We start from the raw sequence: 26,372 nt of genomic DNA, 5'->3' as shown, positions 1-26,372 counted from the left end.
GGTATTCTAGTCGCTGATTCTGTGTCGTCAGGTCCCCGTGTGTCTGTTGCTCAACCGCGCCTCCTCTTTGCTGCTAGCGGCACCGGTGGCCATGTCTTTCCGGCTCTAGCGGTTGCTGAAGCACTGCCTGAAGCGAAGATCGATTGGCTGGGCGTGCCCGATCGCCTCGAGACGCAATTGGTGGGCGATCGCTATCCACTCCATACAATCCGCGTCGGCGGCTTTCAGGGATCTTGGCTTCTGCGACCGTTGACAGCGCTGCGCTTGATTGGCGCAATTTTTAAGGTGCGACGCCTGTTGAAGCGACAGCAAATCGAAGCAGTCTTCACGACGGGCGGCTATATTGCGGGTCCTGCGATCGCGGCCGCTTGGAGTCTGGGAATTCCCGTCGTTCTGCATGAATCAAACGCACTGCCGGGCAAAACAACACGCTTACTTAGCCGGTTTTGTCGACGTGTTGCCCTTGGCTTTGCCGAGGCTGGCGAGTATCTACCGGGTCGGCCGCTGCAAGTAGTCGGCACCCCGTTGCGATCGCAGTTTTATCAGCCCAGCCAGCATGGTCTGCCAATTCCTGAGAATGTGCCAGTCTTGCTAGTGATGGGTGGCAGCCAAGGCGCAGTCGCCATCAATCGGTTAGTGCGAGCTGCTGCTCCTGCTTGGTTGGCAGCAGGCCTGTGGATCGTGCATCTGACCGGCCAGCAAGATCCCGATCGCGGCCAGCTCCAACATCCGCAGTACATCGAGCTGTCGTTTGTCGACAACGTTGCGCCGCTTTTGAATCGAGCCGACTTTTCGATCAGTCGCGCCGGTGCTGGCAGTTTGGCGGAATTGGCAGCGGCCGGATTGCCTAGCTTGCTGATTCCCTATCCCTTTGCCGCAGAAGATCACCAGACCTTTAACGCCCGCATTTTTGCCAAGGCTGGGGCCGCGATCCTAGCCCCGCAATCAGAACTGACGGTAGAGCAGCTTCAGCAGCAGATCTTGGATTTGTTACGGGCGCGACTGGGCGCTGCGATCGCCAATCCCTTGCCGAAGATGGCGGCTGCCGCAGGCAAACTCCACGTCGCTGACAGCGCTGAACAGGTTGCCAATCTGCTGCGATCGCTTCTGTAAAACCACAAAAAACTCCCCAGAGCGAACTCTGAGGAGCGATCGCGAGCGGAGGAAAACCTCCGCCCGTCTTAAAACTGGGGAACTTAGTAGTCGAAGTCGCCCATGCCGCCGCCAGCACCAGCCGGGGCTTTTTCTTTCGGTTCCGGTTTGTCGACCACAATGCACTCGGTCGTCAGCACCATGGCTGCGATCGAAGCTGCGTTTTGCAGGGCACTACGAGTCACTTTGGCCGGGTCAACGATGCCAGCCGTGAACATATTCACGAACTGGTTGTTGGAGGCGTCGTAGCCTTCGTCGAAGGGCAGTTCTTTGACGCGCTCGGAGATCACAGCACCGTTGAGGCCAGCGTTTTCAGCAATCCGCTTCAGCGGAGCCGTCAAGGCACGAGCCACGATTTGAGCGCCGGTCAGCTCTTCACCGCTGAGGTTAGCGGTTGCCCACTCTTCCAGCTGAGGAGCGAGGTGCGCCAAGGTGGTGCCGCCACCAGGGACGATGCCTTCTTCAACCGCCGCTTTGGTGGCGTTGATCGCATCTTCCAGACGCAGTTTGCGGTCTTTCATTTCAGTTTCGGTTGCCGCGCCAACTTTGACGACTGCAACGCCACCGGAGAGCTTAGCCAAGCGCTCTTGCAGCTTCTCTTTGTCGTAGGACGACTCAGTTTCTTCGATTTGGCGACGGATTTGGTCAACGCGGGCCTTCACAGCCGCTTCGTTGCCTTCAGCCACGATCGTGGTGTTGTCTTTGGTGATCGTGATCCGGCGGGCTTTACCCAGCTGATCAAGCTTGGTGGTATCCAGCTTCAGACCTGCGTCTTCAGTGATCAGTTGACCACCAGTCAGGACAGCAATGTCTTCCAGCATGGCTTTGCGGCGATCGCCGAAACCAGGCGCTTTGACTGCAGCAACGTTGAGCACGCCACGCAGACGGTTGACGACCAAGGTGGCGAGGGCTTCTTTCTCGATGTCCTCGGCGATGATCACCAGCGGACGGCCAGCGCGAGCCACTTGCTCCAGCACGGGCACCAAGTCTTGAACCAAACCGATTTTCTTGTCGGTGATCAAGATGAAGGGCTCGTCAAAGACGGCTTCCATCCGCTCGGTGTCGGTGGCAAAGTAGGGCGAGATGTAGCCCTTGTCGAAACGCATCCCTTCGGTGACCTCCAGTTCGGTGGTCATCGATTTGCCTTCTTCCAGCGAGATGACGCCTTCTTTGCCGACTTTGTCCATAGCATCGGCGATCATTTGGCCGACTTCAAAGTCGTTGCCAGCCGAGATTGCACCGACTTGGGCGATCGACTTGGAGTCTTCGACCGGACGAGCGTGGGACTTGATTTGCTCAACCAAGAAGTTGGTGGCTTTGTCGATCCCGCGCTTCAGCAAAATGGCGTTAGCGCCAGCAGCCACGTTACGCAGACCTTCTTTGACCACAGCGTGCGCCAAGACGGTTGCGGTGGTGGTGCCGTCACCGGCTGCGTCGTTGGTTTTGGAAGCGGCTTGACGAATCAGCGCCACACCGGTGTTTTCGATGTGGTCTTCCAGTTCGATTTCTTTGGCGATCGTCACACCGTCATTGATGATTTGCGGTGCGCCGAACTTTTTCTCAAGAACAACGTTGCGACCTTTGGGGCCGAGGGTGACTGCAACGGCTTCCGCCAGAATGTCGATGCCTTTTTCAAGGGCGCGACGGGCGTTTTCGTTGTAAATGATCCGTTTAGCCATGGTGATCTCTTAAGGAATGTCCTGAAGGGCAGTGAAAGGAAGAAAGCCTAGGCAACAACGGCCAAGATGTCTTTCTCGGACAGCAACACGTAGTCGTCGTTGCCGAGTTTGATGTCAGTACCGGCGTACTTGGAGTAGAGAACTTTGTCGCCGATTTTGACTTCAGGCGCTTGGCGGCTGCCGTCGTCGTTGCGTTTGCCAGGGCCAACTGCCACGATTTCGCCGACTTGGGGCTTCTCTTTAGCGTTATCGGGCAGGATGATGCCGCCAGCAGTTTTTTCTTCGGCTTCAGCGACTTTCACAAAAACGCGATCGCCCAGGGGCGTCACGGTCGAAACACTCAGAGATACAGCTGCCATAGTTTTGAGTAAACGTCGTCACGGGGAGAGGGCAACCGGGATGATCCGCATGGATTAGCACTCCCAGTACCTGAGTGCTAATGTACGGGCCGCCTTCTCGGAGGGCAACGCGACCTCAGTACGGGTTCCCGAACTCGGCGATCGCAGGAATGGGAATCTTGCTGCGGGAAGGTGCAGCCTTCGGTGATACGCTGGACTGTGGCAAAATCGCCCTCCTGACAGTTGTCGCGCTCGCGAAGCACTCATCTGGAAACGCGCAAGCATGGTCACCACTACTGAGAAGACAAATATTGGCTACATCCGGCAGGTCATCGGCCCTGTCGTCGACGTAGAGTTCCCTGCGGGCAAATTGCCGCAGATCTACAACGCGCTTGTCATCAAGGGCAAAAACGAAGCCGGTCAAGACCTGTCGGTGACCTGTGAAGTGCAACAGCTTCTGGGCGATCGCAAGGTTCGTGCCGTTTCGATGAGCACGACTGACGGGTTGGTTCGTGGTTTGGAAGTCATCGACACTGGCGCTCCGATCAGCGTGCCGGTCGGTGAAGCCACCCTCGGCCGTATCTTCAACGTCCTCGGCGAACCGGTGGACGAACTGGGCCCGGTCAACGCTGCGACAACCTCGCCGATTCACCGCGATGCTCCGAAACTGACGGACTTGGAGACCAAGCCCAAAGTTTTTGAAACCGGCATTAAGGTCATCGACTTGCTGGCTCCCTATCGTCAGGGCGGCAAAATCGGCCTGTTCGGCGGTGCCGGTGTTGGCAAAACCGTCTTGATCCAAGAGCTGATCAACAACATTGCGAAAGAACACGGCGGTGTGTCGGTGTTCGGCGGCGTGGGTGAACGCACCCGCGAAGGCAATGACCTCTACCAAGAGTTCAAAGAGTCGGGCGTTATCGACGAGAAAAATATCGCCAACTCGAAAGTGGCCTTGGTCTATGGTCAGATGAACGAGCCGCCCGGGGCACGGATGCGTGTCGGTCTGTCGGCGTTGACCATGGCGGAGCACTTCCGCGACGTCAACAAGCAAGACGTGTTGCTGTTCATCGACAACATCTTCCGCTTCGTGCAAGCCGGTTCGGAAGTGTCGGCACTACTAGGGCGGATGCCTTCTGCGGTGGGCTATCAACCGACCTTGGGCACCGACGTTGGTCAGCTGCAAGAGCGGATCACCTCAACCCTTGAAGGTTCCATCACCTCGATCCAAGCGGTCTACGTTCCTGCGGACGACTTGACTGACCCGGCACCAGCTACCACCTTTGCCCACTTGGACGCAACCACTGTGTTGTCTCGGGGTCTGGCTTCGAAAGGGATCTATCCGGCGGTTGACCCGTTGGATTCGACCTCGACGATGCTGCAACCCTCGATCGTGGGTGAAGAGCACTACCGGACGGCGCGTGCGGTGCAGTCGACCCTGCAACGCTACAAAGAGCTGCAAGACATCATCGCGATCTTGGGCTTGGATGAGCTGTCGGAAGAAGACCGTCAGACCGTGGCACGGGCTCGTAAGATCGAGAAGTTCCTGTCGCAACCCTTCTTCGTGGCTGAAGTGTTTACCGGTTCGCCTGGTAAGTACGTGAAGCTGGAAGACACGATCAGTGGCTTCAACCGCATCCTCAACGGCGAGTTGGATGACCTGCCGGAGCAAGCCTTCTACTTGGTGGGCGATATCCAAGAAGCCATCGAAAAAGGCGCCAAGCTGAAAGCTGAATCCTAGGTTTGGCTGACTTTGGTGGGGTTGCGATCGCAGCCCCGCCTCCTGTTTTTGTCCCTAAATCTCCGCGACCATGAGCCTGACTGTCCGCGTCATTGCTCCCGACCGAACGGTTTGGGACGCGCCTGCCCAAGAAGTCATTCTGCCTAGCACCACCGGTCAACTCGGTATCTTGCCGGGTCACGCCCCTTTGCTCTCTGCCTTGGACACCGGTGTGTTGCGGGTGCGAGCTGACAAAGAGTGGCTGGCGATCGCTGTTTTAGGCGGCTTCGCTGAAGTTGAAAACAACGAAGTTACGGTGTTGGTCAACGCTGCTGAACGGGGCGACAAGATCGACCTCGAAGAAGCCCGTGCCGCCTTTAGTCAGGCTGATGAACGCTTGAAAGGCGTCAAAGAAGACGATCGCCAAGGCAAGTTCCAAGCAACGCAAGCCTACCGTCGGGCACGGGCACGCTTGCAGGCTGCGGGTGGTCTAGTCAGCGTTTGATCCTGAATGCCTTCTTAAGTTTGCAGAGGCTGCGATCGCTGGGCTCCTAAGCTAGGCGAGCAATACCTCCTTACTGCGTCTAAAACCGCTGGTTCCCAGAGAGCTAGCGGTTTTCCTTATGGAGCGATCGCAGTCTGGAACAACAGTCATTTAGCAATCAGCAAGCCAGTTGGGAAGATTCGGCTTGGTATGGATTGGTTTGGGGTCAAAAGCCTCTGTCCGTGGGGGTGATTGCGCACCCCCACACCCACGCACTGGGGGACTCGACTCCCCCAGCCCCCCGCAACAAGATTTCGGGTAGGACTCATCGGTGGAGAAGCGATCGCAGCGGGTAAAACTAGCTGGTGTTGACCTCTGGTGAGGGGGAAGTCAGGGCCGGAAACGTTCTGGAGGATTCAGACAGAAACTGAATGGTTGAGCGATCGCCGGAACCAGTAGCGCAGCAATAGCGAATTACTAACAACGGCGAGGGAACTGACAGCCATACAAGCCCCGGCGATCGCGGGGGTCAGTGCTAGACCGTAGGCCGGCAAGAAGGCACCCGCTGCCAAAGGCAACATCACCACGTTGTAGCCCAGCGCCCAAGTTAGGTTTTGGCGAATCGTCCGCAGTCCCATTTGGCTCAAATTCCAAGCCACCAGAACGCTATCAAGGCGATCGCGGCTGAGCAGTAAGCCCGCACTGTCTTGGGCAATGTCGCTGCCGGCGGCCAGACTGATCCCGACTGCGGCAGTCGCAAGGGCGGGTGCGTCATTAATGCCATCACCGATCATGGCCACAGCATCGCCTTGTGATTGGAGAGCAGCAATCGCCGCCGCTTTATCTTCGGGCAGCACTTCTGCAACTACAGTCTCCGATTCAAGTCCAAGCTGCTGAGCGAGGGCCACGGCTGTTGTTTGGCGATCGCCACTAAGGATTTGCACGGTTGCCCCCCGCGATCGCAGGGCTTGGACAACTTCTGCCGCTTCGGGGCGCGGTTGATCTTGCAGCCAGAAGCAGGCCAGGAGTTGCTGATCATCAGCCAGCCAGATTGATGTTGCAGCAGCAGAACCAGTCGGTAACTTGGCTGTAGCGACTTGTACCCAAGTGGGATTGCCCAGACGCAGTGATCGCCCGTCACAAGTCCCGCTGACGCCCAAACCCGGCACTTGCTGGCGATCGCTGGCTGCGATCGGTGCCAGATTCGCTGCCTGAGCTGCTGTTTGTAGGGCGGTCGCCAGAGGATGTCGACTATCAGCTTCTAAGGCAGCGGCCCATTGCAGGAGGCGATCGGGATCCACATCCGCTAGGGGTTGAATCTCGATCAGCTCAAATTGACCTTGGGTCAGGGTTCCAGTTTTATCGAAGACAAAGTGCTTAATTCGCGCCAACTGTTCTAGCACATCACCACCGCGCACCAAGATGCCCTGTTCAGCGGCAAGTCCTGTTGCGACGAGGATGGCCGTCGGCGTGGCTAAACCTAGGGCACAAGGACAAGCTACGACCAACACACTAATCGCCAAGGTCAGCGCCAGCAGCAGCGGTGAATGACTGTGGGGGTGCGCCATTTCCATGCCGTGATGGGGCGCGTGGATTAGCAGACCCGGTAAAGGCTGCTGCAGAACCTGCGGCCACCAGCGGCTGCCCAGCGTTGCCCAAAAGCCAAAGGTCAGCGCCGCGATCGCACAAACGCCGTAGACGAAGCGACCCGCGATCGCATCCGCAAACCGCTGGACTGGGGCTTTCCGTTGCTGTGCCTCCGCCACACACCGCACGATTGCCGCCAGTCGAGTTTGACTACCAGTTTGTTCGGCCCGAATCACCAAGCGGTGGCTGAGGTTCAGCGTCCCTGCGCAGACGCGATCGCCCACCTGACAAGGTTGCGGTAGTGGTTCTCCCGTCAGCATCGCTGTATCCAAAGTGCTCTGGCCTGCAACGATGCAACCATCCACCGGAATGCGAACGCCGGGCAGCACCTGGACGTAGTCACCCGCCCGCAATTGGGCGACCGGCCAAATCTGAGCCGGTGCTTCGAGGAGATCTTGGGGAGCGATCGAGCTGGGTGCTGTCAGCAACTGCGTCGTTTCTGGTTGCAAAGCCAAAAGGTTTTGCAAAGCAGCCTGACTGCGGAAACGTGCCTGCTCCTCCAAGGTTCGCCCCAGCAAAATGAAGCCCAGCAACATCACGGGCTCATCAAGAAAACAGACCCAGCCTAGCTGCGGCCAGAGCAACGCCACCAAACTTGCCAGATAAGCACTACCGGTGCCCAGCAGCACCAAGCTATTCATATTCGGTGCGCCACAGCGCAAGCCCTGCCAGCCCGCTTGCAAAATGCTGCGTCCCGGCCCTAGCAAGGCCCAAATCGCCAGCAACGCGTGAAACCACAGCTGATCGGTGCCCGGCAAGGGATGGTCGAGCCAGTGCCCCAGGTGCCCCCAACTGGAAACAATCAGGAGAAAAGCCGCGATCGCCAGTTGTAAGCGCTGCTGTTGCAGGGGTGGGATCTCAGCGATCGGCAGCGTCAGCGGATTGTCGTCCTGCCGCAACTGCGCCCGAAAGCCCAAGCCGGTGATTTCCGTTGTTAGGACAGTTGGGTCCTCAATCAGTGCCGCATCGTAATCAACTTTGGCAAGGCGCGTAATTAAATTGACGCTGACCGCTTCCACACCTGCGGTCTGTTGCAAGCGGCGTTCCACTGCTGCGACACAGCCTGCACATTTCATCCCTTCCACTTCCACCAGAATTGATGTGGATGAAGGATCAGCGGAATGGACGATCGCAGCAGGCATGCACAGGGTACTGGAATCTTTCCCCTATCCTAGGGAGCCAGCGGAGAGGCGTCTATCTACGATCGCTCAGCAGCATCCCGCCTGAGTCCAGATCTCCCCGCAAGCGTTAAGCGATCGCGCAGTTACTTCCCCCTGCGAAGATGCTGAAGGTGGTACCCAGTAGGGCAGTCGGATGAATGTGAATACCGCCAGAACCTCCGCTGTGATCGTCCATCCTGTGCCGCCTGCCTATGCCGATTGCTATCTGGTGTGGCAACAGTCAATCACTACTGCTGCCGCCCAATTTGATGGCTACCAAGGCACGGACATCTATCCGCCCGAGAACGATCGCGACCCCAACTGGATTGCTGTTCTTCACTTCCAGACTCCGGCAGATCTCCAAGGCTGGCTCGATTCACCGCAGCGGGCCGAAATCTTAGCCCAGCTCCCACCAGAACTGGCTGGCTATTCCAAGACCGTCTTGCCTCAAGGCTTTGCTCCCTGGTTTAGCCAGCTTCTCCATAAGCCCCCGAGCTGGAAGATGGCACTGACCGTGTTGCTAGCGCTCTATCCCACCGTGCTGCTGCTCAACTTGCTGATCACACCGCATCTGCAAGGGCTCGGCAGAGCTGGGGCAGTTTTGGTCGGTAATGCGATTGGCGTCGCACTCATGCAGTGGGGGATTATGCCGCGGCTGACACGACTCCTCAAACCCTGGTTATCCGCCGACAGCGATCGCCGCTTCTCAGTCTTGGGTGGGGCTGCGATCGTTAGCATCCTGCTGCTGTTGGCACATCTTTTTCAGCGCTGGTTCTTTTAAGGCAATCGGGGCCATCCAGACTATCACTGAGGAATGACTATGCTGATGCACAATCCTCCGCATCCTGGAGAGATTATCAAAGAGCTATGTCTTGAACCGTTGGGCATCTCGATCACTGAAGCAGCTGCAGCGCTCGGTGTCAGTCGGAAAACGCTGAGTGCCATTTTGAATGGTCATGCAGGAATTAGCCCTGAAATGGCAATTCGACTCGACTCTCCATTACCTTTGACACCTCGGCAGAGAGCTGGATGAATCAGCAATCTCAGTATGAGCTTGGGCAGGCAGAGCAACGCAGAGACGAGTTGCAAGTGAAAAAGCTGGTCGAAGCTTAAGTACCACTATCTGATCGCGGGTTCTTTTAGGGCGATCGCACGAGCTGTTCGACAATGCAGACTGATGCCCTTGTCCTGATTCCCCACCATGAGCGACACGGCCAAAGATCAAGAACATCCCCTCTGGCGATCGGATCGCACCACGGTCGATAGCCTGCTGGTGGGTGAAGCGACGGACTTCAACCTTTGCGAGCTGGCTCGCCTCAAAATTCGCTATCAAGGCTTTCCCGGTGCGCGGGATATCCAGCGAGATTTGGAGAAGGCCCTGCAGCGCTGGCAGTTGGATGAAGCTAGCCTGTTTGAACGCACCCGAGAAATCCATCAACGTGGCGGCATATATCAAGGCCGTAACAAGGATCAGGATGATTGGAGTTGAAGACTACACTGAGTAAGTCTTCGATGACCCAGGCACCATGCCGAGAACACAGCGCAACGACAACTTCATCGACAAGTCTTTTACGGTGATGGCAGACCTGATTCTCAAGGTGTTGCCGACCAACAAGAAGTCTAAGGAAGCGTTTGCCTACTATCGCGATGGTATGTCGGCGCAGGCCGATGGCGAATACGCCGAAGCGCTGGAGAACTATCAAGAGGCGCTGACGCTGGAAGAAGATCCGATCGATCGCAGCTTCATCCTCTACAACATTGCACTGGTACACACCAGCAACGGTGATCACCAAACGGCGCTGGATCATTACCTGCAGGCCTTGGATCTGAATCCGAAAATGCCGCAGGCACTCAACAATATTGCGGTGATTCACCACTTCCTCGGTCAGCGATCGGAGGAAGCAGGCAACGATGATGAAGCCGAACGCCACTACGATCAAGCGGCAGAATATTGGACCCAAGCGATTCGCCTCGCGCCCAACAACTACATCGAGGCTCAGAACTGGCTGAAAACAACTGGCCGTTCTAAAGTTGACGTTTACTTCTAGCTGTCTGCCCCATGTCGATTACGCTCGAACAGGTTCACAAAGTTGCTCACTTGGCACGCTTGGCATTGACGCCAGAAGAAGAACAACCGTTCACGACGCAGCTCAATAGCATCTTGGAATATGTTGAGCAACTGAGTGAACTCCCCACCGAAGATGTGCAACCCACCACTCGTGCGATCGAGGTGGTCAACGTCACGCGGCCTGATGACGTGAAACCGGCTGAGAACCGCGAAGAATTGCTGAGCATTGCGCCGGATCAAGAAGGCGACTTCTTCCGCGTACCGCAGATTTTGCAGGAATAGTCGATCGATCGCGGCACTTTCACCCCCAAACAGCCCCTGTTAATCGCGCGATCGCAGGGGTTTTGTTTTGCATCGACCGGCGATCGCAAAGCTAGAGCGCAATCCGGAGTGGCAGAATAGCAGGCCGAAGTGCTTAGGATCGCTGTAGTAAAGGATCTGCATCTGTGGCCAACGTCGAAATTTACACTTGGAGCGCTTGCCCCTTCTGTGTTCGGGCGAAAGCGCTGCTCACTCGCAAGGGTGTGGCGTTTCAGGAATACGTGATTGACGGAGACGAAGCAGCACGAGCAGTCATGGCTCAGCGTGCGAACGGTCGCCGGAGTGTGCCGCAAATTTTCATTGATGACCAGCACATCGGTGGTTGCGACGACCTGCATGCCCTCGATCGCCAAGGTGGTCTTGATCCGCTATTGGGTCTTAGCGCGTGAAACTCGCATTTTTAATCGACCCGATCGCGGCACTCGATCCAACCCACGATAGTACGGTTGCGTTGATGGAAGCCGCTCAACTGCGCGGCCACGAGATCTGGATCGGTGAAATCTCCGATCTGTCGGTGCATGTGGGCGAACCGCTGGGATTGCTGCGGCCGCTCAAAATTGAGCCGGTGCAGTGGCTGGGCGATCGCTGGCAGGTAGCCAACCCTTGGTTCACGGCGGGGGAAGCGAAACGGCGATCACTGCATGATTTTGCTGCCGTGTTCATGCGCAAGGATCCGCCAGTCACCACAGCCTATCTCTACGCCACCTATCTGCTGGATTTGGTCGACCCGAAAAAGACCCGTGTGGTCAATTCGCCGGAAGGACTGCGCCACGCCAACGAGAAGATGTACGCGCTGCAGTTCCAATCGGTGGTACCGCGCACCTTGGTCAGTAGCAACAAAGCCGAGATTCGTGCTTTCTTGGATGAGCTGCGGGCAGCCGTACTCAAGCCACTCGGCGGTAAAGCAGGCGAGGGGATTCTCTTCCTCGATCCGGGCGATCGCAACTTCAATTCCCTCGTGGAAATCAGCACTCAGCAAGGGCAACTGCCGGTGATGGTGCAGCAGTACCTGCCAGAAGCGAAGGACGGCGACAAGCGGATCATTCTGGTCAACGGCGAACCGTTGGGAGCCGTCAACCGGGTGCCGACCGGACGGGAGTTTCGCGGCAACATGGCCGTGGGCGGACGGGTCGAAGCCGTGCCCATCACCGATCGCGATCGCGAGATCTGTGCGGCGGTAGCTCCGCGTCTGCGCCAAGATGGCCTGTTTTTCGTCGGCATTGACGTGATCGGCGGCTATCTAACCGAGGTCAATGTCACTAGCCCGACCGGGATTCGCGAAATCGATCGCCTCAACGGCGTCTCGATTGGTGACCAGACGATCGCGGCGCTCGAAGCCCTGGTTAACCAAGGCTAGGGCTAGGCCGCACTGAACCCTCAAGGACGGCAGCTACCACGTGATGGTTGTCGTCCTGCCGCAGGACTTGCAGCGTTTCACGGGCTTGGTGCTGGTCGAAACAGTGCAGCGCTCGCGCCAGATGAGCCCGTAGCTGCCAATGTTCCGATCGCGCCAACGGCAGCAGTTTGTCGAGGGCAAAGGTCTGCATCGGGCTGCCTGCAAAGGTTGCCAGTAGATCGATCGCCGCTTCCCGGACGCTGAGGTCAGTATCCGCGATCGCCAAAACCGCGCTATCAAACAGGATCTGCGGCTGATTGAGCGCCTGCAACGCCGCCAAAATACTCAAGCGCACCAGCCAATGCTGATCCTCCCGAAACGATCGCATCAGGTCTGGTAGCGCAGTCTCGCCAAACGCCGCGATCGCATTAGCCGACTCAGCCCGCACATTGGCGTCGGCGTCATCGTGCAGCAGTCCTTGCAAAAGGGCAAAACTCTCAGGCGTGCGCTTGTGGCCCAAGGTCATAGCCGCCAGCGATCGCACCACAAATTCAGGGTCTTGGCTGCAGCCTCGCAACAGCGGCACCGCCACAGCCGGTGCGTACGCTCGCAGCGCTGTCATCGCCCGAATCCGCTCTTGGACGTCACTGCTCCGCAGCTTTGCTTCGATTTGTCCTAAGTCCATGCTGGGCGCAGCTAAGCCTTTCGTCCTTTACGCTACCGCAGGGGGTGACACTTGCTGGTGCGGCAGACAACTTAGCGATCGCAGATGCCATGAGATGTAGCAGGCAAATTAGGACGTTTTACTTGAGCTGATTAGCATCAAAGCCATGGTCAACACTGACTCGTTTTACCCGTAGCGATCGCAATTCAGCCGATCAGTCTCACCCAAAGTCTTCTTGCAGAGGGACTGAGGGACACCAATCTCCCAGTGCAGCTGTGTGCGATCACCCCCACGGACAGCGGTGGTTGACGCTCAACTAATCTATGACTGAATCGTCCTAACTGACCCGTAGGCTGTTACAAGCCGCAGCAGGGATTTACCGTCTTGAAGCCAGCCACACCGCCGCCCTTCCGGCGATCACGCTGCCCTGGCTTGGCAATACCCTCCACAAGTCTTAAGGGAATGCAGTGGTTCGCCCCAATCCCAGTCCAGCTTTGAAGAATGGAGACAGTATGGGGTGTGAGCGATGACCGAAACTCGCCACTGGGCCGAGAGATTACTGCATCCGCATCATTTTGTTGTTGGGCTGACGATTTTAACGCTGGGCCTCGCTTGGACGGGCAACACGGTTGTCAGCAACCTGCGCCGCGGTAGCGATCGCCTCACGGTGACTGGCGCGAGTACGCAGCGCGTCACGTCTGATCGCGTGACTTGGCGAATTACCGTCAACCGACAAGCGGCGACCTTGGCCGCAGCCTACGAAGCCCTCCAGCCCGATCTCGATCGCACAGTTCGCTTTTTGGAAGCCAATGGCGTTCAAGCCACAGAAATTCAGCGCGGTGTGATCAACTCCTTCCCGATTTACCAAACCCTGCCCAACGGCACCAACACCAACGAAGTGGCAGCCTATCGGGCCAGCCAAGTGCTGACCATTGAGAGCAAGGAAGTAGTCCGTATTCAAGGCTTGTCACAGGAAATTGGGCAACTCTTAACCGAGGGTGTCAATCTCGAAATTGCCCCACCGGCCTACACCTTCAGCAAGCTGCCAGAGTACCGGGTTGAACTACTTGCGCAGGCAACGGAAGATGCCCGAAAGCGGGCAGCAGCGATCGCTCAACAAGGGGGGAGCCAGCTTGCTGCGATCGCCAGTGCCGAAACGGGGGTCTTTCAAATTACGGCCCCAAATTCCACCGATGTAGGGGATGGCGGCAGCTACGACACCAGCACGATTGAAAAAGACATGACTGCAGTAATTTCAGTTAGCTTCCGCTTGAATTAAAGCTTTAAAGACTGCCTGATCAATCTTTTTCAACTAGTGATGAGAATTGCGAGCGGGTGCCGATCGCACAATCCAGTAGCTAATGGCTAGAGCAAGCACTGCAAAGCCGAGTCCAAAAAGTTCGCCCGTAGAAATTTTGTTGACGTCGAGAATGATTAATTTACGAGCGATCGCAATCAAAGAGGTCGCAACAACTAGTTCAACTTGGATGACATTGCGCCGGAGATAAGCGGTGATATTCTCGAGGATTTCGAGGGCAATTAAGACACTCAAAAACATCCCAAAAACTTCGAATAGAGCGGACTTGAGGAAGAAAGGATCAAAGACAAATAAATTTTTGACCAAGAAGATACCGAGGTCAATCGTCGAGACAATGATCACAACAATCATTGCCAGCGACAATACCTTGGCAATGAACTTTTCGAGACTACTAACGAGCGTCAGAAAACTGTCTGAGTCACTCCAGAGTTGTCCGAGTCTCGCAAGGCGACGATATCGGGGCGCCATAAATCGCTTGCAGGAGTAACATTGCTGCCCATAATAAGCTGCAACGCTGTCTGCGCTCTATTCGTATATGTCTATACCGAACGGTGGCTCCCATCAATCACTAGAGGCTCTACTCGCGGCCTACGATTTCCGTCTGCGTCATGAACCGCGCAATTGCACTCTCTGGAATAATCGCGGCATTCTCTTGGAGCGCCTCAACCGCTGGACAGAAGCACTGGCTAGCTACAACTGTGCGTTAGAAATTACACCTCAGCGTCAGGAAGCCCTCAATAATCGGGCGATCGTCCTAGAGCATTTGGGGCGGCTACCGGAAGCAGTCGAGTCCTACGAACAAGCCCTCGCCATCGATCGCCAGCAACCCGAAGTCTGGAACAACCGTGGCATTGTCCTGCGTAAGCTGGGCCGACTAGAGGATGCGATCGCCAGTTATCAGCAAGCGATCGCCCTTGCCGCCCACTATGCCCAAGCGTGGGCCAACTGTGGCTTTGCTCTGTGGCAACAGGGGCGCTACCGGGAGGCAGTACGTCACTACGAACAGTCTGTGGCGATCGACCCTGATCAGAGCAGTGCTTGGCGGCAGCTAGGGCAGATTTACCTGAGTGTCGATCAACCCGATCAGGCCTTGCGCTGTTTGGATCAAGCGATCGCCCTCCAACCGCAGCAGGCGACGGCTTGGACTTGGCGCGGTCATGCCCTCTACAACCTCGGGCAGTATGCAGCTGCACTGACCTCCTACGAAAACGCAGAACTTCTGGGCGATCGCCCCCTCCTGCTGTCAATCCAACGGGGTCATACGCTGGCGCAGCTCGAACGCTACGAAGAGGCGCTGGCCAGCTACGCCGCAATTCTGCCGCAATTAACAGGCGAAGCTGCCGCAGAGGTGGCCTACTACCAAGGACTCGTTTGGGCTTACCTCCAGGACTGGACCGCAGCATTGGCTGCTTTTGATCAGGCGATCGCAGGCAATCCAGACTTGGCCGAGGCTTGGTACAATCGCGCCGCCCTCCACGCCCGACTCGATCAACCGGTCGCAGCGATCGCGGATCTCCAACAGGCGATCGCGCTAGATCCAGACACCTATCGTTCTCTAGCTGCTGAGGATCCGGATTATCAAACGCTTCACGCACATCCTGACTGGATCCAACTCCAAAGGGCTTAGCTGCCTCGGACGAGCTGCCATTGCTGCTTGAGGGGCTGTTCGATCACTCGCGGATAGATCAACCAAGCTTGGCTAGGTGGCTCCAACAGGGCACGAATCAGGGGCGATCGCTGACTAATTTCCAATAATCCTTGATCGGTGGCGAGGCGAATCCCACTTTGGTAGAGGGTGTAGCCACGACTTTGGGTCTGGCAAAGGCCGGTATAGCCAGTCGGATCCTGTCCTTGGTTACGAATCAATTGTTGACTGTGCTCTAGTAAGGTCTGCTGCTGCTCAGCAGGGAGGTTACGGAGATTGAGGGCTTTAAGCAGATCGCGATCGCGGTAGCGGCGGCAGAGATCGGCCAAGAGGGGATCAGCACTGTCCTGCCAACGCTGCAGATGGTAGAGGCAGACAATGTCGTCGACCGCTAGGTATTCCTCCAAGCTCAGATCCGTGACGGGTTGCTCAAACCAAGGCTGGAGCAGCGGATCCACAAACAGCGATCGCGGTTGTTCCTGCCAGAGCTGACGGGCCCGCTCAAAAATTCGCACTAACATCCAGCCAGCCACAATGTTTTTGGGATGGTTGTAGACCTGGCTATACATGAACGATCGCACCACCAAGTAGTGCTCGATCGCCGCCAATCCCTTCTCCGCCACAGCTAACTCGCCGCTCTCAGAGTCGAAGCGCAGTGCTGACAAAATGCGATCGAGATCCAGACGCCCGTAACTTGCCCCCGTGAAATAGCTATCGCGCAGCAGATAGTCCAAGCGATCGCAATCGAGCTGGCTGGTGATCAGGCGGCTGATCAGCAAGGGCTGATATTGCTTGCGATAGACCGCAAGAACTTGCTCCGGCAGCGCCGGATCGTAATCGGCTAGCACCCGCCGAATCGGAGAGTCCTCAGTGATTAGCCGGGCTGTCCACTGCTCATGTTGGCAGTGGAAAATCTCCTCGCCGGTGTGGCTAAAGGCCGTATGGCCTAAGTCATGTAGCAGTGCCGCACAGAGCAACGCCGGTCGATGCACTGCCAATTCGGGCCAATCAGCTGCGATCGGGGCAAAGGCACGGCGAGCAACCTGCATCACCCCGAGGGAATGGGTGAAGCGAGAGGCTTCAGCTCCATGAAAGGTCAAACTGGCGGGACCAAGCTGGCAGGTCCGCCGTAGCCGCTGAAAGGGTGGCGTATCGATCAAGCGGATCAGCGTTGCTTCCAGCGGGTCTTCAAATTGCAGGGCGATCGCCCCGTGGAGTGGATCGTGGTAGATGCGCTGGCGGCGACTAGGCACGATGCCTCACTTGCTCTGTCAGCGCCGTTACCGCTGCCTGATATTGGCGAACGGCAGCGGAAGCAATCGCCTCCGCAAACAGCGGTTCAGACTGTTCAACTGCGAGATCGGGCTGAATGCCCTGCTTATTGATGTCGTTGTGGTTGGGCGTTTCGTATTCGGCGACAGTGACCGCCAAACCCGCCCCATCCGACAGTTCGAACAGCGACTGAATCAAACCTTTGCCAAAGGTGCGATCGCCCACCAAAATGGCGCGTTCATTGTCTTGTAGTGCGCCGGCTAGAATTTCGCTGGCGCTAGCAGTGCCGCGATTGACGAGGAGTGCCAAGGGTTTATCCGTCAGCGCTTGGCCATTTGCCGCAAAGCTATCCAGCACCCCCTGACGATTGACGGTGTAGACGATCGCGCCTTCGTTCAGCCATTCCCGCGCAATCTCGATGCCAGCGGTCAGCAGTCCGCCTGAGTTATTGCGCAAATCAAGGACGAAGGCTTCGGCTCCCTGCTGATCGAGTTGGGCGATCGCATGAGCCACTTCTACCGAGGCATTGGCATTAAATTGGCTGAGGCGAATGTAGCCAATCGGTGGATGATCGCCATCGCGATCCAGCTGCGATCGCACGGGGTTGAGACTGATGCGATCGCGAACTAGTTCAAAATCCAAGGTTTGTTGATCGCGCAGGACTTGGAGCGCCACCGTCGTCCCGCGAGGTCCGCGCATCCGAGCCGCCGCTTCATCCAGATCTCGACCGGAAATCGCCACCCCATCCACCGTCAGGATGCGATCGCCCGACAGCAGACCCGCCAGGGCTGCCGGCGAACCTTCGATCGGGGCAATCACCACCACATCGCCACTTTCGGCCTCAAAGCCAATCTGCAAACCGACGCCCGATAGCTCACCGGCCGTCGAGACTTGGAGGTTGCGATATTGATCTGGCCGTAGCAACCGCGTAAATGGGTCATCTAGTTTGGCTAGCAAACCTTCGATCGCGGTGTAGGTCTGATCCCGATTGTCCAGCGGCTTTTTCAGAATCTTCTCGCGCAACTGGAACCAGTTGCTGTGGTTAAAGCTGGGATCGACGTAGGACTGGTTGACAATGCGCCAGGCCTCATTGAACAGTTTCTGCTCTTCCGTCAGGGCCAACGCCGGCGTCGCTGTCGCAAACCAGAACAACAGCGTGAGCCAAAGGAGCGATCGCTTCAGAAATGGCTGGATCATTAACAGAAATTTACAAACCTTTCAGGATGTTAAGCATTAGAGCATTCTGCTGAGCTGGAGGGGCGTACCCTAGCAGAACCGAGTTCAGACGGCTGTTGGCAGGCTGTTCCAACAGCTCAAACCTAGCCGGAGCCGCGCTGTTTTGCCACGGATCCGCTCAGCTGACTGTGTTACATTTTTTCGTAAGCATCACTAGGAACTTGCGGATTCATGTCGAAGGTCTACGACTGGTTCGAGGAGCGTCTAGAGATCCAAGCGATCGCTGAAGACGTTTCCAGCAAGTACGTTCCTCCCCACGTCAACATCTTCTATTGTCTGGGCGGGATTACGTTAACTTGTTTTCTCATTCAGTTTGCCACCGGCTTTGCAATGACGTTTTATTACAAGCCGACGGTTGCTGAAGCATATAGCTCCGTGCAATTCATCATGAACCAAGTCAACTTCGGTTGGCTGATCCGCTCCATCCACCGCTGGTCTGCCAGCATGATGGTGCTGATGATGATTCTGCACGTTTTCCGTGTTTATCTGACTGGTGGTTTCAAACGCCCTCGCGAATTGACCTGGGTCACTGGCGTCGTCATGGCAGTGATCACCGTGACCTTCGGGGTGACCGGCTACTCGCTGCCTTGGGACCAAGTCGGCTACTGGGCCGTCAAAATTGTCTCGGGTGTTCCCGAAGCGATTCCGGTGGTTGGGTCTGCCATGGTTGAACTACTGCGGGGCGGCCAAAGCGTCGGTCAGGCAACTCTGACCCGCTTCTACAGCCTCCACACCTTTGTCTTGCCTTGGCTGATTGCAGTGTTTATGCTGCTTCACTTCCTGATGATCCGGAAGCAAGGCATCTCTGGTCCCCTCTAAGGGCAAACAAGCTTGGGTTTGGCGCTGGTTAAAACGGTCAGCGCCTTTCTCCTCTCTACTGACTCGAACGAGACCTTCCCAAGGAGAGCACGCATCATGTCCATCTTGAAGAAGCCGGATCTTAGCGATCCGATTCTGCGCCAAAAGCTGGCCAAAGGTATGGGCCATAACTACTATGGCGAGCCCGCTTGGCCCAACGATTTGCTCTACATGTTCCCAGTGGTGATTCTGGGAACGATCGCCTGCCTGACCGGCTTGGCAGTTCTGGATCCAGCTTTGGTGGGTGAACCGGCTGATCCCTTCGCGACCCCGCTGGAAATTCTGCCGGAGTGGTACCTCTACCCCGTCTTCCAGATCCTGCGGATCGTCCCGAATAAGCTGCTGGGCATCGTCCTGCAGTCCATGATTCCTTTGGGCTTGATTGCAATTCCGTTCATCGAAAGCGTCAACAAGTTCCAAAATCCTTTCCGTCGCCCGATCGCAACGGCTGTCTTCCTGTTTGGTACGGTCTTTACCCTCTACCTCGGAATTGGTGCAGCGTTACCGATCGATAAGTCGCTGACCCTCGGCTTGTTCTAAGCACCGAGAGTTAATGCTCATTCACTGACAGTAAAAGGGGGTCTGCAAGCAGACCCCTTTTTTGTGGTGCTGCAACTCAGGCAGTTAACACTGGCAAAGCGGCTTGCAACTTAGGCGTGGGTGCGTTGCCGGAGTGCTACCGCAATTACCGCTAGGCTTTCCTCGTAGAGAGCATCTCGTCCCCAGCGCTGCATCTGCATGGCCAGTAGCGATTCTGAAGTTTCGTTAGAGGGTGGAGCGACCTGCTCCGTGCGGCAGGATTGAGCACCACCACCTGCCTCCATTCGCATACAACCCGTTGTCTCCGAACAGAGAATCGTGCAGCAGTCGGCATCAGGATTTTCGGACGTCAGGCGCAGGGCAATCAGATCACCCAAGACTAAACCCGGATCGCCGACAGGAATCCCCGCCAACTCGACCTTGACCATGCGATCATCCTCGGTCCGGAACTCAATTTGGCGGAGATCGTATTCACCGCCTTCACAGCGGTAACTCACCGGTTGCCAACCCAAGCGACTGGCAATCCAACCCATGTACATCAAGGCTTGGGCGGGATTACCTTTTTCGTAGTCGATCACCAGTTGATCGACTTCCAGCAACCCATCACGACGCTCTGGCGGATCAAAGGCCGCAGCAGTAAGTTCTTGCCAAGCCGCAAGGCGGTGCCAGTTGAGATCGGCGATGTAGGTTTCTTGGTCAATTAGATCTTGGAAGCGGAGAAATTCAGCTTCGGGATCGCTGAAGTAGGACGAGTCGAAAATCATGCAGTTGCAAGAATTGGCTAACTGCTGAAAGAGCAACTGCTCGGGATTCGGTGTCGCTTTCCACCAGACATATCGGGGTAAGCCTGGCAGCAATAGCTCGCTGACAAACGTACCGATCGCTTCCATCTCTGCCTGCGAGCCCCGCAGGGTGACAGCTTCGCAGCAGATCAGTGAAGCCTGCTTGGCTGAAGTGATCGGACAGTAGGCCGAAACCTCAGCACTAATTGGGCGATCACCCTCGAGGGTGGGGCAGAGGCTGACGATCCGACAGGGGTTCTGCGTCGCAATCACATTGCTGAGCACCGCACCGCGCAGATCCTGATTGGTCAAGCTTGGCGAGTGCTTCAGGGCTTGGTAGGCCTGCCGGAGGGCTTTGAAGGTGGCGCTGTCAGGTCGCCCCGTCGAGGGGAGCCCGAATTGTGTCTGGGCTTGGGCGATCGCGGCGCGAGTCATCGGACCATGCAATCCATCAAGGTGCCCATGGTACAGACCCAGAGCCGCCAGAATCTGTTGGAACTCCTCGGGTTCATAGACCACGATGCTGAAGGTGGCCGCCCGCGAGACCAAGGCACCCGCTCCGCTGTGCTGCTGGTTAGCCCAGAGCTGACTGAGGGATTCTTCAATTTCAGCCAGCGCGATTGGCGTTGGTTTTTGGAGCGAAAGGAGGGGAGTAGCGGTCGTCATCAAACATCTCCAGAAGAATTGAGCTGGGTTGCAGGGATCCTAGAGACGACGCCAACGGCGACCATCACGGTTGATCAACTGCTCCGCCTCTGCCGGCTCCCAAGTGCCAGCTTCGTAAAAAGAAATGCCAGCGGCTTGGCGCGGGTCATCCCAAGATTCGAGTAACGGCGTCACAACCCGCCAAGACGCTTCAACCTCATCAGCGCGGGTGAACAGCGTCTGATCGCCGAGCATGCAGTCCACCAGCAGGCGGCTATAGGCCTCTTGGGTGGGGGAGCCAAAAGCCGTGTCGTAGCGGAAGTCCATATCCACCGATCGCGTCCGTTGCGAGGAACCCGGTGTTTTCACTTCAAAGCGCAAGGACACGCCTTCATTGGGCTGAATCCGCAGCACTAAGACGTTGGGACTATTCACTTTTTGGGTGGCTGACTGGAACATCAAGTGCGGCACGGTTTTGAACTGAATGGCAATCTCCGTCACCTTTTTGGGCATCCGTTTACCCGTCCGTAGATAGAACGGCACTCCCTGCCAGCGCCAGTTGTCGACCAGCAATTTCATGGCGACATAGGTGGGCGTAAACGACTGGGGATCCGCTCCCTCCTCATCCCGATAGGCGGGCACAGAGCGGCCATTCATCCAGCCCGCTTTGTACTGCCCCCGCACCGCAGACAAACTGAGATCGTCGATATCCGCCAGCCGTGTGGCTTGCACCACCTTGACCTTTTCGTTACGGATACCGTCAGCACCTAGAGAGTTTGGCGGCTCCATCGCCGTCAGGCTGAAGAGCTGCATCAAGTGGTTTTGCACCATATCCCGCAGAGCACCAGCAGTTTCGTAGTAGCCAGCTCGCCCTTCCAACCCCACAGTTTCAGCCACCGTGATTTGGACATGGTCAATGTATTGCCGGTTCCAGAGCGGCTCAAAAATGGCATTGGCAAACCGGAAAACTAAGAGGTTTTGAACTGTTTCTTTGCCGAGGTAATGGTCAATCCGATAGATCTGGCTTTCGCGGCAAACGTTCTGCAAGATGGCATTCAGCACCTGAGCGGAGCTGAGATCGCGGCCAAAAGGTTTTTCGACGACCAGCCGCGTTTTAGCTGGATCGGCAAGCATTCCGGCTGCCCCGAGTTGTTTTGCAGCTTCACCAAAGAAACGGGGTGCGACCGAGAGGTAAAAAGTGCGATTGCCCCGCGTGCCGCGCAGCTCATCCAGATTCGCAAGGCGATCGCGAAGGGTTTGATAAAACTGGGGGTCATCAATGTTGCCCGGCGCAAAGAAGAGGCCTTGTGCAAAGGTGTTCCAAACTTCCTCTGCTTGAATGCCGCCGCCAAACTGTTCAACCCCTTGGCGAAGGTGCTCTCGGAAATAGTCATCGCTCCAGTCGCGCCGAGCCACCCCCACGATCGTCAGTTCTGGCGGCAAACGCCGTTCGAGGTGCATCTCGTAGATGGCAGGCACCAGTTTGCGCTGGGTTAAGTCGCCGGTGGCCCCAAAGATGACGAGGATTTGCGGTTCAGGGACTTTGTCTTGGCGGAGTCCAATGCGAAGCGGGTTCTCAAGCAGTTTGGGAGTCATCAGGATCGAGTTGAGGGAAGGACGAGAAGAGCAAAGTCAGCGGTGGTTAGGGCACCGACTCAGCCAAGCAGGCTTCGACAAAGTCCACATCTGCGGCGCTACCGATAATTAGCGGGCACCGCTCGTGCAGGGCTTGGGGTTGGCGCAAGAGGATAGGCTTCTGGCCGTCACTGGCCTTGCCGCCTGCTTGTTCAGCCAGAAAGGCCATCGGTGCTGCTTCGTAGAGCAGTCGCAGCTTGCCAGTGGGATTCTTGACGGTTTCGGGATAGAGAAACACACCACCCTGCATCAAAATGCGATGGAAGTCAGCTACCAACGCTCCGCTATAGCGGCCGCTGTAGCCTTCGCGGCGATGCATTTCCCGGATGTACTGGCGATAGCCCTCGGGCCACTGCCAAAAGTTCCCTTCATTGACGCTGTAGATCTGACCCGAGTTCGGGAGCTGGATGTCGGACTGCGCGAGGACAAACTCACCTAAGCTGGGGTCCAGTACAAAAACATGGACGCCCTGACCCATGCTGTAGACCAGCAAGGTGCTGGCCCCATAGAGGACATAGCCCGCAGCAATTTGGCGATCGCCTGGCTGCAGAAGATCCTTGGCTTCATGGGACTCGTCGTAGAACTCTTGACGCCGCACCGCAAAAATGGAACCGACGTTGAGATCGACATCGACGTTGGCCGAGCCATCTAAAGGGTCGTAGAGCAGCGTATAGCGACCGATCGGGCAATTTTCAGGAATGTAGTAGGGCTTCTCCATTTCCTCGGAAGCCAGCCGACAGACCAAGCCACTCTGCCGAAAAACTGAGATGAAAACTTGGTTAGCGTAGACGTCCATCCGTTTGACGGCTTCGCCCTGGACGTTGATTTCCCCCGTGAAACCGAGGGCATCATCCACCAGCCCCGCGTGGCTGAGGCGACGGGCGATTAGCTTAGCGGCAAGGCCAATGCGCTGCATCAACGCCGCAAGGTCTTGAGCTTCGGGGCTAAAGCTTTGCAACTGTTCGAGAACATGGCGCGACAGGGTGGTGCAATCCCGATCGAGATCTCTGGTGTGGGTCTCGGAAGTGGTGGATTGAGCCATGAAGACATCCCCGCGAAGGCTGCGCGAATTTCCCCTTCAGCGTAGAAAGATCCCCGAGAATCGACAGCCTTCTTCAGATAAACTCAAGGGCCGTGATCGATAATGCTGCGGAGCTTTGGGGTTTGAGGACTAGCTCAGCCAGAGAAATCCGATCGTCCTAGGCTCGACAGAATGCGATCGCACCCCAGGCCCAGACTGCTTTGAAACGGCTCGCAGGCACAGCCAAAGGATGCGATCGCACAGAGCCCCAATCGGGATGACTACATCAGGGCTGGGGAGAGCTGCTGGTTCAGCCAGACTTCTGCTTGACGCGAGGTTTCTAATTCAGTCCGTCCACTGACAACCGCCAGCAGGCGATCGCCTTGAAAAATATGGCCAAGGTAGCTTGGCTGTTGACCTTTTTGATGATGAATGCGAACACGAACGGAGGTCATATACCCCTCCTGTACAAGTGAGGTGAAGGCTTGGGGGAAAGCTAAGCAAGCATGAGCATTTAGTTCAGAGATTAGCGATCGCTCTGTCAGGGATCTCAAATCTCACCAACTGATTTAACGAATGGCGGGAACATTCAGCAAAACAAAGGCTGGGCCAATCTTTTCGCAGGCTGACGTTGACGCTCTGGCCCTCGGCGATCGCCCCTCTCAATTGGGGCTGGCAGGCAATTGAGCGGCGCTGACAGCGGAGTCCCCACAGCCTGGAATCGTGCCCTCATTTAATAGCTGCAACCGCTGAGCCAAACGCGCCCATTGGAAACTACGCGGGTCCATGCGTGACCCACTTCTATCCACAGCTGCATGGGTGGTAATGCGATCGCCGGGGATTGTATAAGTTGTCATCCACTGCTGGGCAAGCAGGGCCAACGAGTCGTACTGTCGAGCCGTGTAACCACTGTGTCGCCGGCGATTATCACGGCCATCGGCTGGCGATTCAAGGCTGACATGGAGCGAGAAATTGTTGACCGAGCCCGGCAGTTTGGGATTAAATCGCACAGCTTCGCCCCGAAAACTGGAAGAGCCGGCACCAAAGGCTCGCTTCTCTGGAGGCACCGTGTAAACAATCGTTCCATTGCGGCGAATCAGCGCATGATAGCTAGCCTGATCCTCATCGCGAGGATGGGGGGTCTGGAAGAAGTTAATGGCAGAGTCAGCGGAAGCCACGGTTTCATGCAAGACGATCAAACTGATCCGGTTATCGACGGGCTGGCCATTGCGATCGACCGCGGCACGATCGCCGAAGTTGGTGGGATGAGCCCAAGCCGAGCGTACATCGGGCTTGAAATTGGCCATGCTGTAAGCCTCGCGTCCGATCGCCGGTTGCATCGCCTGACAGACGGGGCCGAGCGAGTCAGCATTGGCAGGACGGGACGGCAGGATGTTACGGGGCACCGACGGGGTTTTAAACGGGTTGGGTCCCGTAGGTACTGATGAATCGGGCAGTTGAGCCAAAATGGCCGCTAGTTCTGCTTCGCTGGCATCAGCACTGGGCATGGCTGAGCAAGCCGACAAGGCCAACAGCAGGCAGCAGGCGATCAAGCCCCGCCCAAGCCCTCGCCATCGCTCAGCCAATAGTCGCGGAAGATCGAGCAAACCCGGCATAACCACTACGGCTAATCCTAAAAAAGAAGCGTGACTGGCCTAGGGATTCTGCCCCAACGCCCAGCGATCGCACGGGCAACAGAACCCGAGATCGGGTTGATTATCGCTGTTCTGCTGGGATTTGCCGAGTTCTGAGACCAACATTCCTCCGTACCTGGCGATCGCCGTCAGACTTTTAGCGATCGCTCAATCCACTCCCAGAACTGTCCTATCGTGATCTCGCAGACCGACAGCCTTCTGCATCCTCGGGATAGGATTGGCCCACTGTCTCCCCTGCGATCGCTTCCTCTACTGGCCTATGACTGCTGCGCCGTCTCGTTCCTTGGAGGCTGCTCCTCTGCCGGCACCCGATCGATGGCGCTGGCTGCGCAATCCGTTTGCGATCGCCATTTTGCTTTCGGTGGGCGCCCATGCGGTCTTCTTCACGCTCTTCCCTTACCTGTCTGACCCTGCTCCTGCGAAGCCCAAGCGCGAGCCGGTACAAACTCGCGCTCTGACAGTAGCAGAGTTTGCGCGGCTACCAGAATCGCTGCGTGGCGCGGCTGCCAGTCCTTCGATCCCCAGTCGCCCGGTCGCCCCTTTTAGTGGCCTGCCGGATCTGTCAGCCCTGATGTCGCCGATGGTGCTGCCGCCGCCGCCCTCTCCCCTGGTTCTCCCAGAACTCAACCTACCAACCCCCACTGAGCCACCGACCCAGTTGCCGCCCCCGCCCGTCGCTGACGAGACGCCACCGCCCGCGCCACCAGTGAGCAATACCCCTGCTCCAACACCAGCGGAATCGACGCCCCAGTCGGCTCCAGCCGATACGCCGGCAGTTGATGAGAAACTCTACGCCTTCAACCCAGAAGGTACAGACGCCAGCTTGGGTTTTGGCAAGCTCGGGGAGTTTGTCGCAGCGCTGCAAACGAACTATCCCGATCTCAAGATCCCCAACCAGGCGATCGCGATTAAGCTGCCGCTGCCTGAGAGCGATCGCTGCTTTGAGCAAGTAAAACCGGCCCAGTTTGCCGTCCTAGTCGGAGCCAATGGGAAAGCCCTAGAGCCCCCACAAACCTTGGTCAGTAGTGGCTACGCAATCCTCAATCAGCAGGCGATCGCTGCCCTTGAAAAGCAGCCCTATCCTCTAACGGGTCGGACTGAACTGAAGCTCGTCAACCTTGAATTTGTGCCACCGGAGTCCTCAAGTTGTTCCGTTCCACCACCTGCAGCCGGCTGAGGGGACCGTTCTCCGCCACAAT

Annotated in this window: 27 protein-coding genes; 15 read left to right on the top strand and 12 right to left on the bottom strand. The window is 56.9% G+C overall.

Annotated elements, in window-relative coordinates; translation table 11 throughout:
• Nucleotides 1–39 precede the first annotated feature (39 nt).
• On the top strand, nucleotides 40–1,113 hold the full coding sequence (gene murG / locus SYC_RS09510) for an undecaprenyldiphospho-muramoylpentapeptide beta-N-acetylglucosaminyltransferase (protein WP_011378403.1): 1,074 nt from the start codon (nucleotides 40–42) through the stop codon (nucleotides 1,111–1,113).
• 83 nt (nucleotides 1,114–1,196) lie between these two features.
• On the opposite strand, the gene groL is transcribed toward murG, so the two are convergent.
• Nucleotides 1,197–2,831: a chaperonin GroEL gene (gene groL / locus SYC_RS09505; RefSeq protein ID WP_011244099.1), complete on the bottom strand. Its 1,635-nt coding sequence runs from the start codon at nucleotides 2,829–2,831 to the stop codon at nucleotides 1,197–1,199.
• Nucleotides 2,832–2,878: 47 nt separating this feature from the next.
• Nucleotides 2,879–3,190, bottom strand: a complete 312-nt coding sequence (gene groES, locus SYC_RS09500; RefSeq protein WP_011244098.1) for a co-chaperone GroES — start codon at nucleotides 3,188–3,190, stop codon at nucleotides 2,879–2,881.
• A 262-nt stretch (nucleotides 3,191–3,452) separates the two neighbouring features.
• Between groES and atpD the strand changes: the two genes are divergently transcribed.
• Both atpD and atpC read left to right on the top strand, forming a co-directional pair.
• Nucleotides 3,453–4,907, top strand: coding sequence for a F0F1 ATP synthase subunit beta (gene atpD / locus SYC_RS09495; protein ID WP_011244097.1), 1,455 nt, complete (start codon nucleotides 3,453–3,455; stop codon nucleotides 4,905–4,907).
• 70 nt (nucleotides 4,908–4,977) lie between these two features.
• Nucleotides 4,978–5,391, top strand: a complete 414-nt coding sequence (atpC, locus tag SYC_RS09490; RefSeq protein WP_011244096.1) for an ATP synthase F1 subunit epsilon — start codon at nucleotides 4,978–4,980, stop codon at nucleotides 5,389–5,391.
• 395 nt (nucleotides 5,392–5,786) lie between these two features.
• On the opposite strand, the gene SYC_RS09485 is transcribed toward atpC, so the two are convergent.
• Entirely contained in the window at nucleotides 5,787–8,159 is a 2,373-nt protein-coding gene (locus SYC_RS09485; RefSeq protein WP_011244095.1) for a heavy metal translocating P-type ATPase, read from the bottom strand.
• 172 nt (nucleotides 8,160–8,331) lie between these two features.
• Between SYC_RS09485 and SYC_RS09480 the strand changes: the two genes are divergently transcribed.
• From SYC_RS09480 to gshB, 7 genes are all read left to right on the top strand, one after another.
• The gene (locus SYC_RS09480) at nucleotides 8,332–8,958 is read left to right on the top strand and encodes a hypothetical protein (RefSeq protein WP_011244094.1); all 627 of its coding nucleotides are present in this window, start codon (nucleotides 8,332–8,334) and stop codon (nucleotides 8,956–8,958) included.
• A gap of 33 nt (nucleotides 8,959–8,991) precedes the next feature.
• Entirely contained in the window at nucleotides 8,992–9,210 is a 219-nt protein-coding gene (locus SYC_RS09475; RefSeq protein WP_011244093.1) for a HigA family addiction module antitoxin, read from the top strand.
• Nucleotides 9,211–9,378: 168 nt separating this feature from the next.
• A complete protein-coding gene (locus SYC_RS09470) occupies nucleotides 9,379–9,666 on the top strand; it encodes a DUF3288 family protein (protein ID WP_011244092.1) in 288 nt (95 codons plus the stop codon).
• 37 nt (nucleotides 9,667–9,703) lie between these two features.
• On the top strand, nucleotides 9,704–10,225 hold the full coding sequence (locus tag SYC_RS09465) for a photosystem I assembly protein Ycf3 (protein ID WP_011244091.1): 522 nt from the start codon (nucleotides 9,704–9,706) through the stop codon (nucleotides 10,223–10,225).
• An 11-nt stretch (nucleotides 10,226–10,236) separates the two neighbouring features.
• Nucleotides 10,237–10,527, top strand: coding sequence for an Asp-tRNA(Asn)/Glu-tRNA(Gln) amidotransferase subunit GatC (gatC, locus tag SYC_RS09460; protein ID WP_011244090.1), 291 nt, complete (start codon nucleotides 10,237–10,239; stop codon nucleotides 10,525–10,527).
• Nucleotides 10,528–10,691: 164 nt separating this feature from the next.
• Nucleotides 10,692–10,955 (top strand): glutaredoxin 3, encoded by a 264-nt coding sequence (grxC, locus tag SYC_RS09455; RefSeq protein ID WP_011244089.1) that lies wholly within the window; start codon nucleotides 10,692–10,694, stop codon nucleotides 10,953–10,955.
• Nucleotides 10,952–11,923: a glutathione synthase gene (gene gshB / locus SYC_RS09450; protein WP_011244088.1), complete on the top strand. Its 972-nt coding sequence runs from the start codon at nucleotides 10,952–10,954 to the stop codon at nucleotides 11,921–11,923. The genes grxC and gshB overlap by 4 nt, the downstream gene beginning before the upstream one ends.
• Here the strand turns inward: gshB and SYC_RS09445 are convergent.
• Nucleotides 11,910–12,587 (bottom strand): HEAT repeat domain-containing protein, encoded by a 678-nt coding sequence (locus SYC_RS09445; RefSeq protein ID WP_011244087.1) that lies wholly within the window; start codon nucleotides 12,585–12,587, stop codon nucleotides 11,910–11,912. The two genes, gshB and SYC_RS09445, sit on opposite strands and share 14 nt — an antisense overlap.
• A 505-nt stretch (nucleotides 12,588–13,092) precedes the next feature.
• Between SYC_RS09445 and SYC_RS09440 the strand changes: the two genes are divergently transcribed.
• Nucleotides 13,093–13,845, top strand: a complete 753-nt coding sequence (locus SYC_RS09440; protein WP_011244086.1) for an SIMPL domain-containing protein — start codon at nucleotides 13,093–13,095, stop codon at nucleotides 13,843–13,845.
• Nucleotides 13,846–13,878: 33 nt separating this feature from the next.
• On the opposite strand, the gene SYC_RS09435 is transcribed toward SYC_RS09440, so the two are convergent.
• Nucleotides 13,879–14,352, bottom strand: a complete 474-nt coding sequence (locus SYC_RS09435) for a phosphate-starvation-inducible PsiE family protein (protein ID WP_011244085.1) — start codon at nucleotides 14,350–14,352, stop codon at nucleotides 13,879–13,881.
• A gap of 67 nt (nucleotides 14,353–14,419) precedes the next feature.
• Between SYC_RS09435 and SYC_RS09430 the strand changes: the two genes are divergently transcribed.
• The gene (locus tag SYC_RS09430) at nucleotides 14,420–15,511 is read left to right on the top strand and encodes a tetratricopeptide repeat protein (RefSeq protein WP_011244084.1); all 1,092 of its coding nucleotides are present in this window, start codon (nucleotides 14,420–14,422) and stop codon (nucleotides 15,509–15,511) included.
• Here the strand turns inward: SYC_RS09430 and SYC_RS09425 are convergent.
• Both SYC_RS09425 and SYC_RS09420 read right to left on the bottom strand, forming a co-directional pair.
• Nucleotides 15,508–16,782, bottom strand: coding sequence for an HD domain-containing protein (locus tag SYC_RS09425; protein ID WP_011244083.1), 1,275 nt, complete (start codon nucleotides 16,780–16,782; stop codon nucleotides 15,508–15,510). The genes SYC_RS09430 and SYC_RS09425 overlap by 4 nt on opposite strands.
• A complete protein-coding gene (locus SYC_RS09420) occupies nucleotides 16,775–17,998 on the bottom strand; it encodes a S41 family peptidase (RefSeq protein WP_011244082.1) in 1,224 nt (407 codons plus the stop codon). The genes SYC_RS09425 and SYC_RS09420 overlap by 8 nt, the downstream gene beginning before the upstream one ends.
• 210 nt (nucleotides 17,999–18,208) lie before the next feature.
• Here SYC_RS09420 and petB point away from each other — a divergent pair, with 210 nt between their 5' ends.
• Nucleotides 18,209–18,856 (top strand): cytochrome b6, encoded by a 648-nt coding sequence (gene petB, locus SYC_RS09415; protein WP_011244081.1) that lies wholly within the window; start codon nucleotides 18,209–18,211, stop codon nucleotides 18,854–18,856.
• Nucleotides 18,857–18,952: 96 nt separating this feature from the next.
• Nucleotides 18,953–19,435, top strand: coding sequence for a cytochrome b6-f complex subunit IV (gene petD / locus SYC_RS09410; RefSeq protein WP_011244080.1), 483 nt, complete (start codon nucleotides 18,953–18,955; stop codon nucleotides 19,433–19,435).
• 110 nt (nucleotides 19,436–19,545) lie between these two features.
• Here the strand turns inward: petD and opcA are convergent, their stop codons facing one another.
• The 5 genes from opcA to SYC_RS09390 form a co-directional block, all read right to left on the bottom strand.
• The gene (gene opcA, locus SYC_RS09405) at nucleotides 19,546–20,883 is read right to left on the bottom strand and encodes a glucose-6-phosphate dehydrogenase assembly protein OpcA (protein WP_011244079.1); all 1,338 of its coding nucleotides are present in this window, start codon (nucleotides 20,881–20,883) and stop codon (nucleotides 19,546–19,548) included.
• Between the two features lie 39 nt (nucleotides 20,884–20,922).
• Nucleotides 20,923–22,458 carry a glucose-6-phosphate dehydrogenase gene (gene zwf, locus SYC_RS09400; RefSeq protein WP_011244078.1) on the bottom strand — a complete coding sequence of 512 codons (1,536 nt, stop codon included), beginning with the start codon at nucleotides 22,456–22,458 and terminating at the stop codon, nucleotides 20,923–20,925.
• A 46-nt stretch (nucleotides 22,459–22,504) separates the two neighbouring features.
• A complete protein-coding gene (gene fbp, locus SYC_RS09395) occupies nucleotides 22,505–23,539 on the bottom strand; it encodes a class 1 fructose-bisphosphatase (protein WP_011378409.1) in 1,035 nt (344 codons plus the stop codon).
• 260 nt (nucleotides 23,540–23,799) lie between these two features.
• Entirely contained in the window at nucleotides 23,800–23,973 is a 174-nt protein-coding gene (locus SYC_RS13845) for a hypothetical protein (RefSeq protein WP_011378410.1), read from the bottom strand.
• A 207-nt stretch (nucleotides 23,974–24,180) separates the two neighbouring features.
• A complete protein-coding gene (locus tag SYC_RS09390; protein ID WP_011378411.1) occupies nucleotides 24,181–25,134 on the bottom strand; it encodes an N-acetylmuramoyl-L-alanine amidase in 954 nt (317 codons plus the stop codon).
• A gap of 298 nt (nucleotides 25,135–25,432) precedes the next feature.
• Here SYC_RS09390 and SYC_RS09385 point away from each other — a divergent pair, with 298 nt between their 5' ends.
• Nucleotides 25,433–26,350: a hypothetical protein gene (locus SYC_RS09385; protein WP_011244075.1), complete on the top strand. Its 918-nt coding sequence runs from the start codon at nucleotides 25,433–25,435 to the stop codon at nucleotides 26,348–26,350.
• Nucleotides 26,351–26,372: the final 22 nt, after the last annotated feature.

Source organism: Synechococcus elongatus PCC 6301, from assembly GCF_000010065.1.
GTDB lineage: Bacteria > Cyanobacteriota > Cyanobacteriia > Synechococcales > Synechococcaceae > Synechococcus > Synechococcus elongatus.
This window is presented reverse-complemented; position numbering and strand designations above follow the sequence as displayed.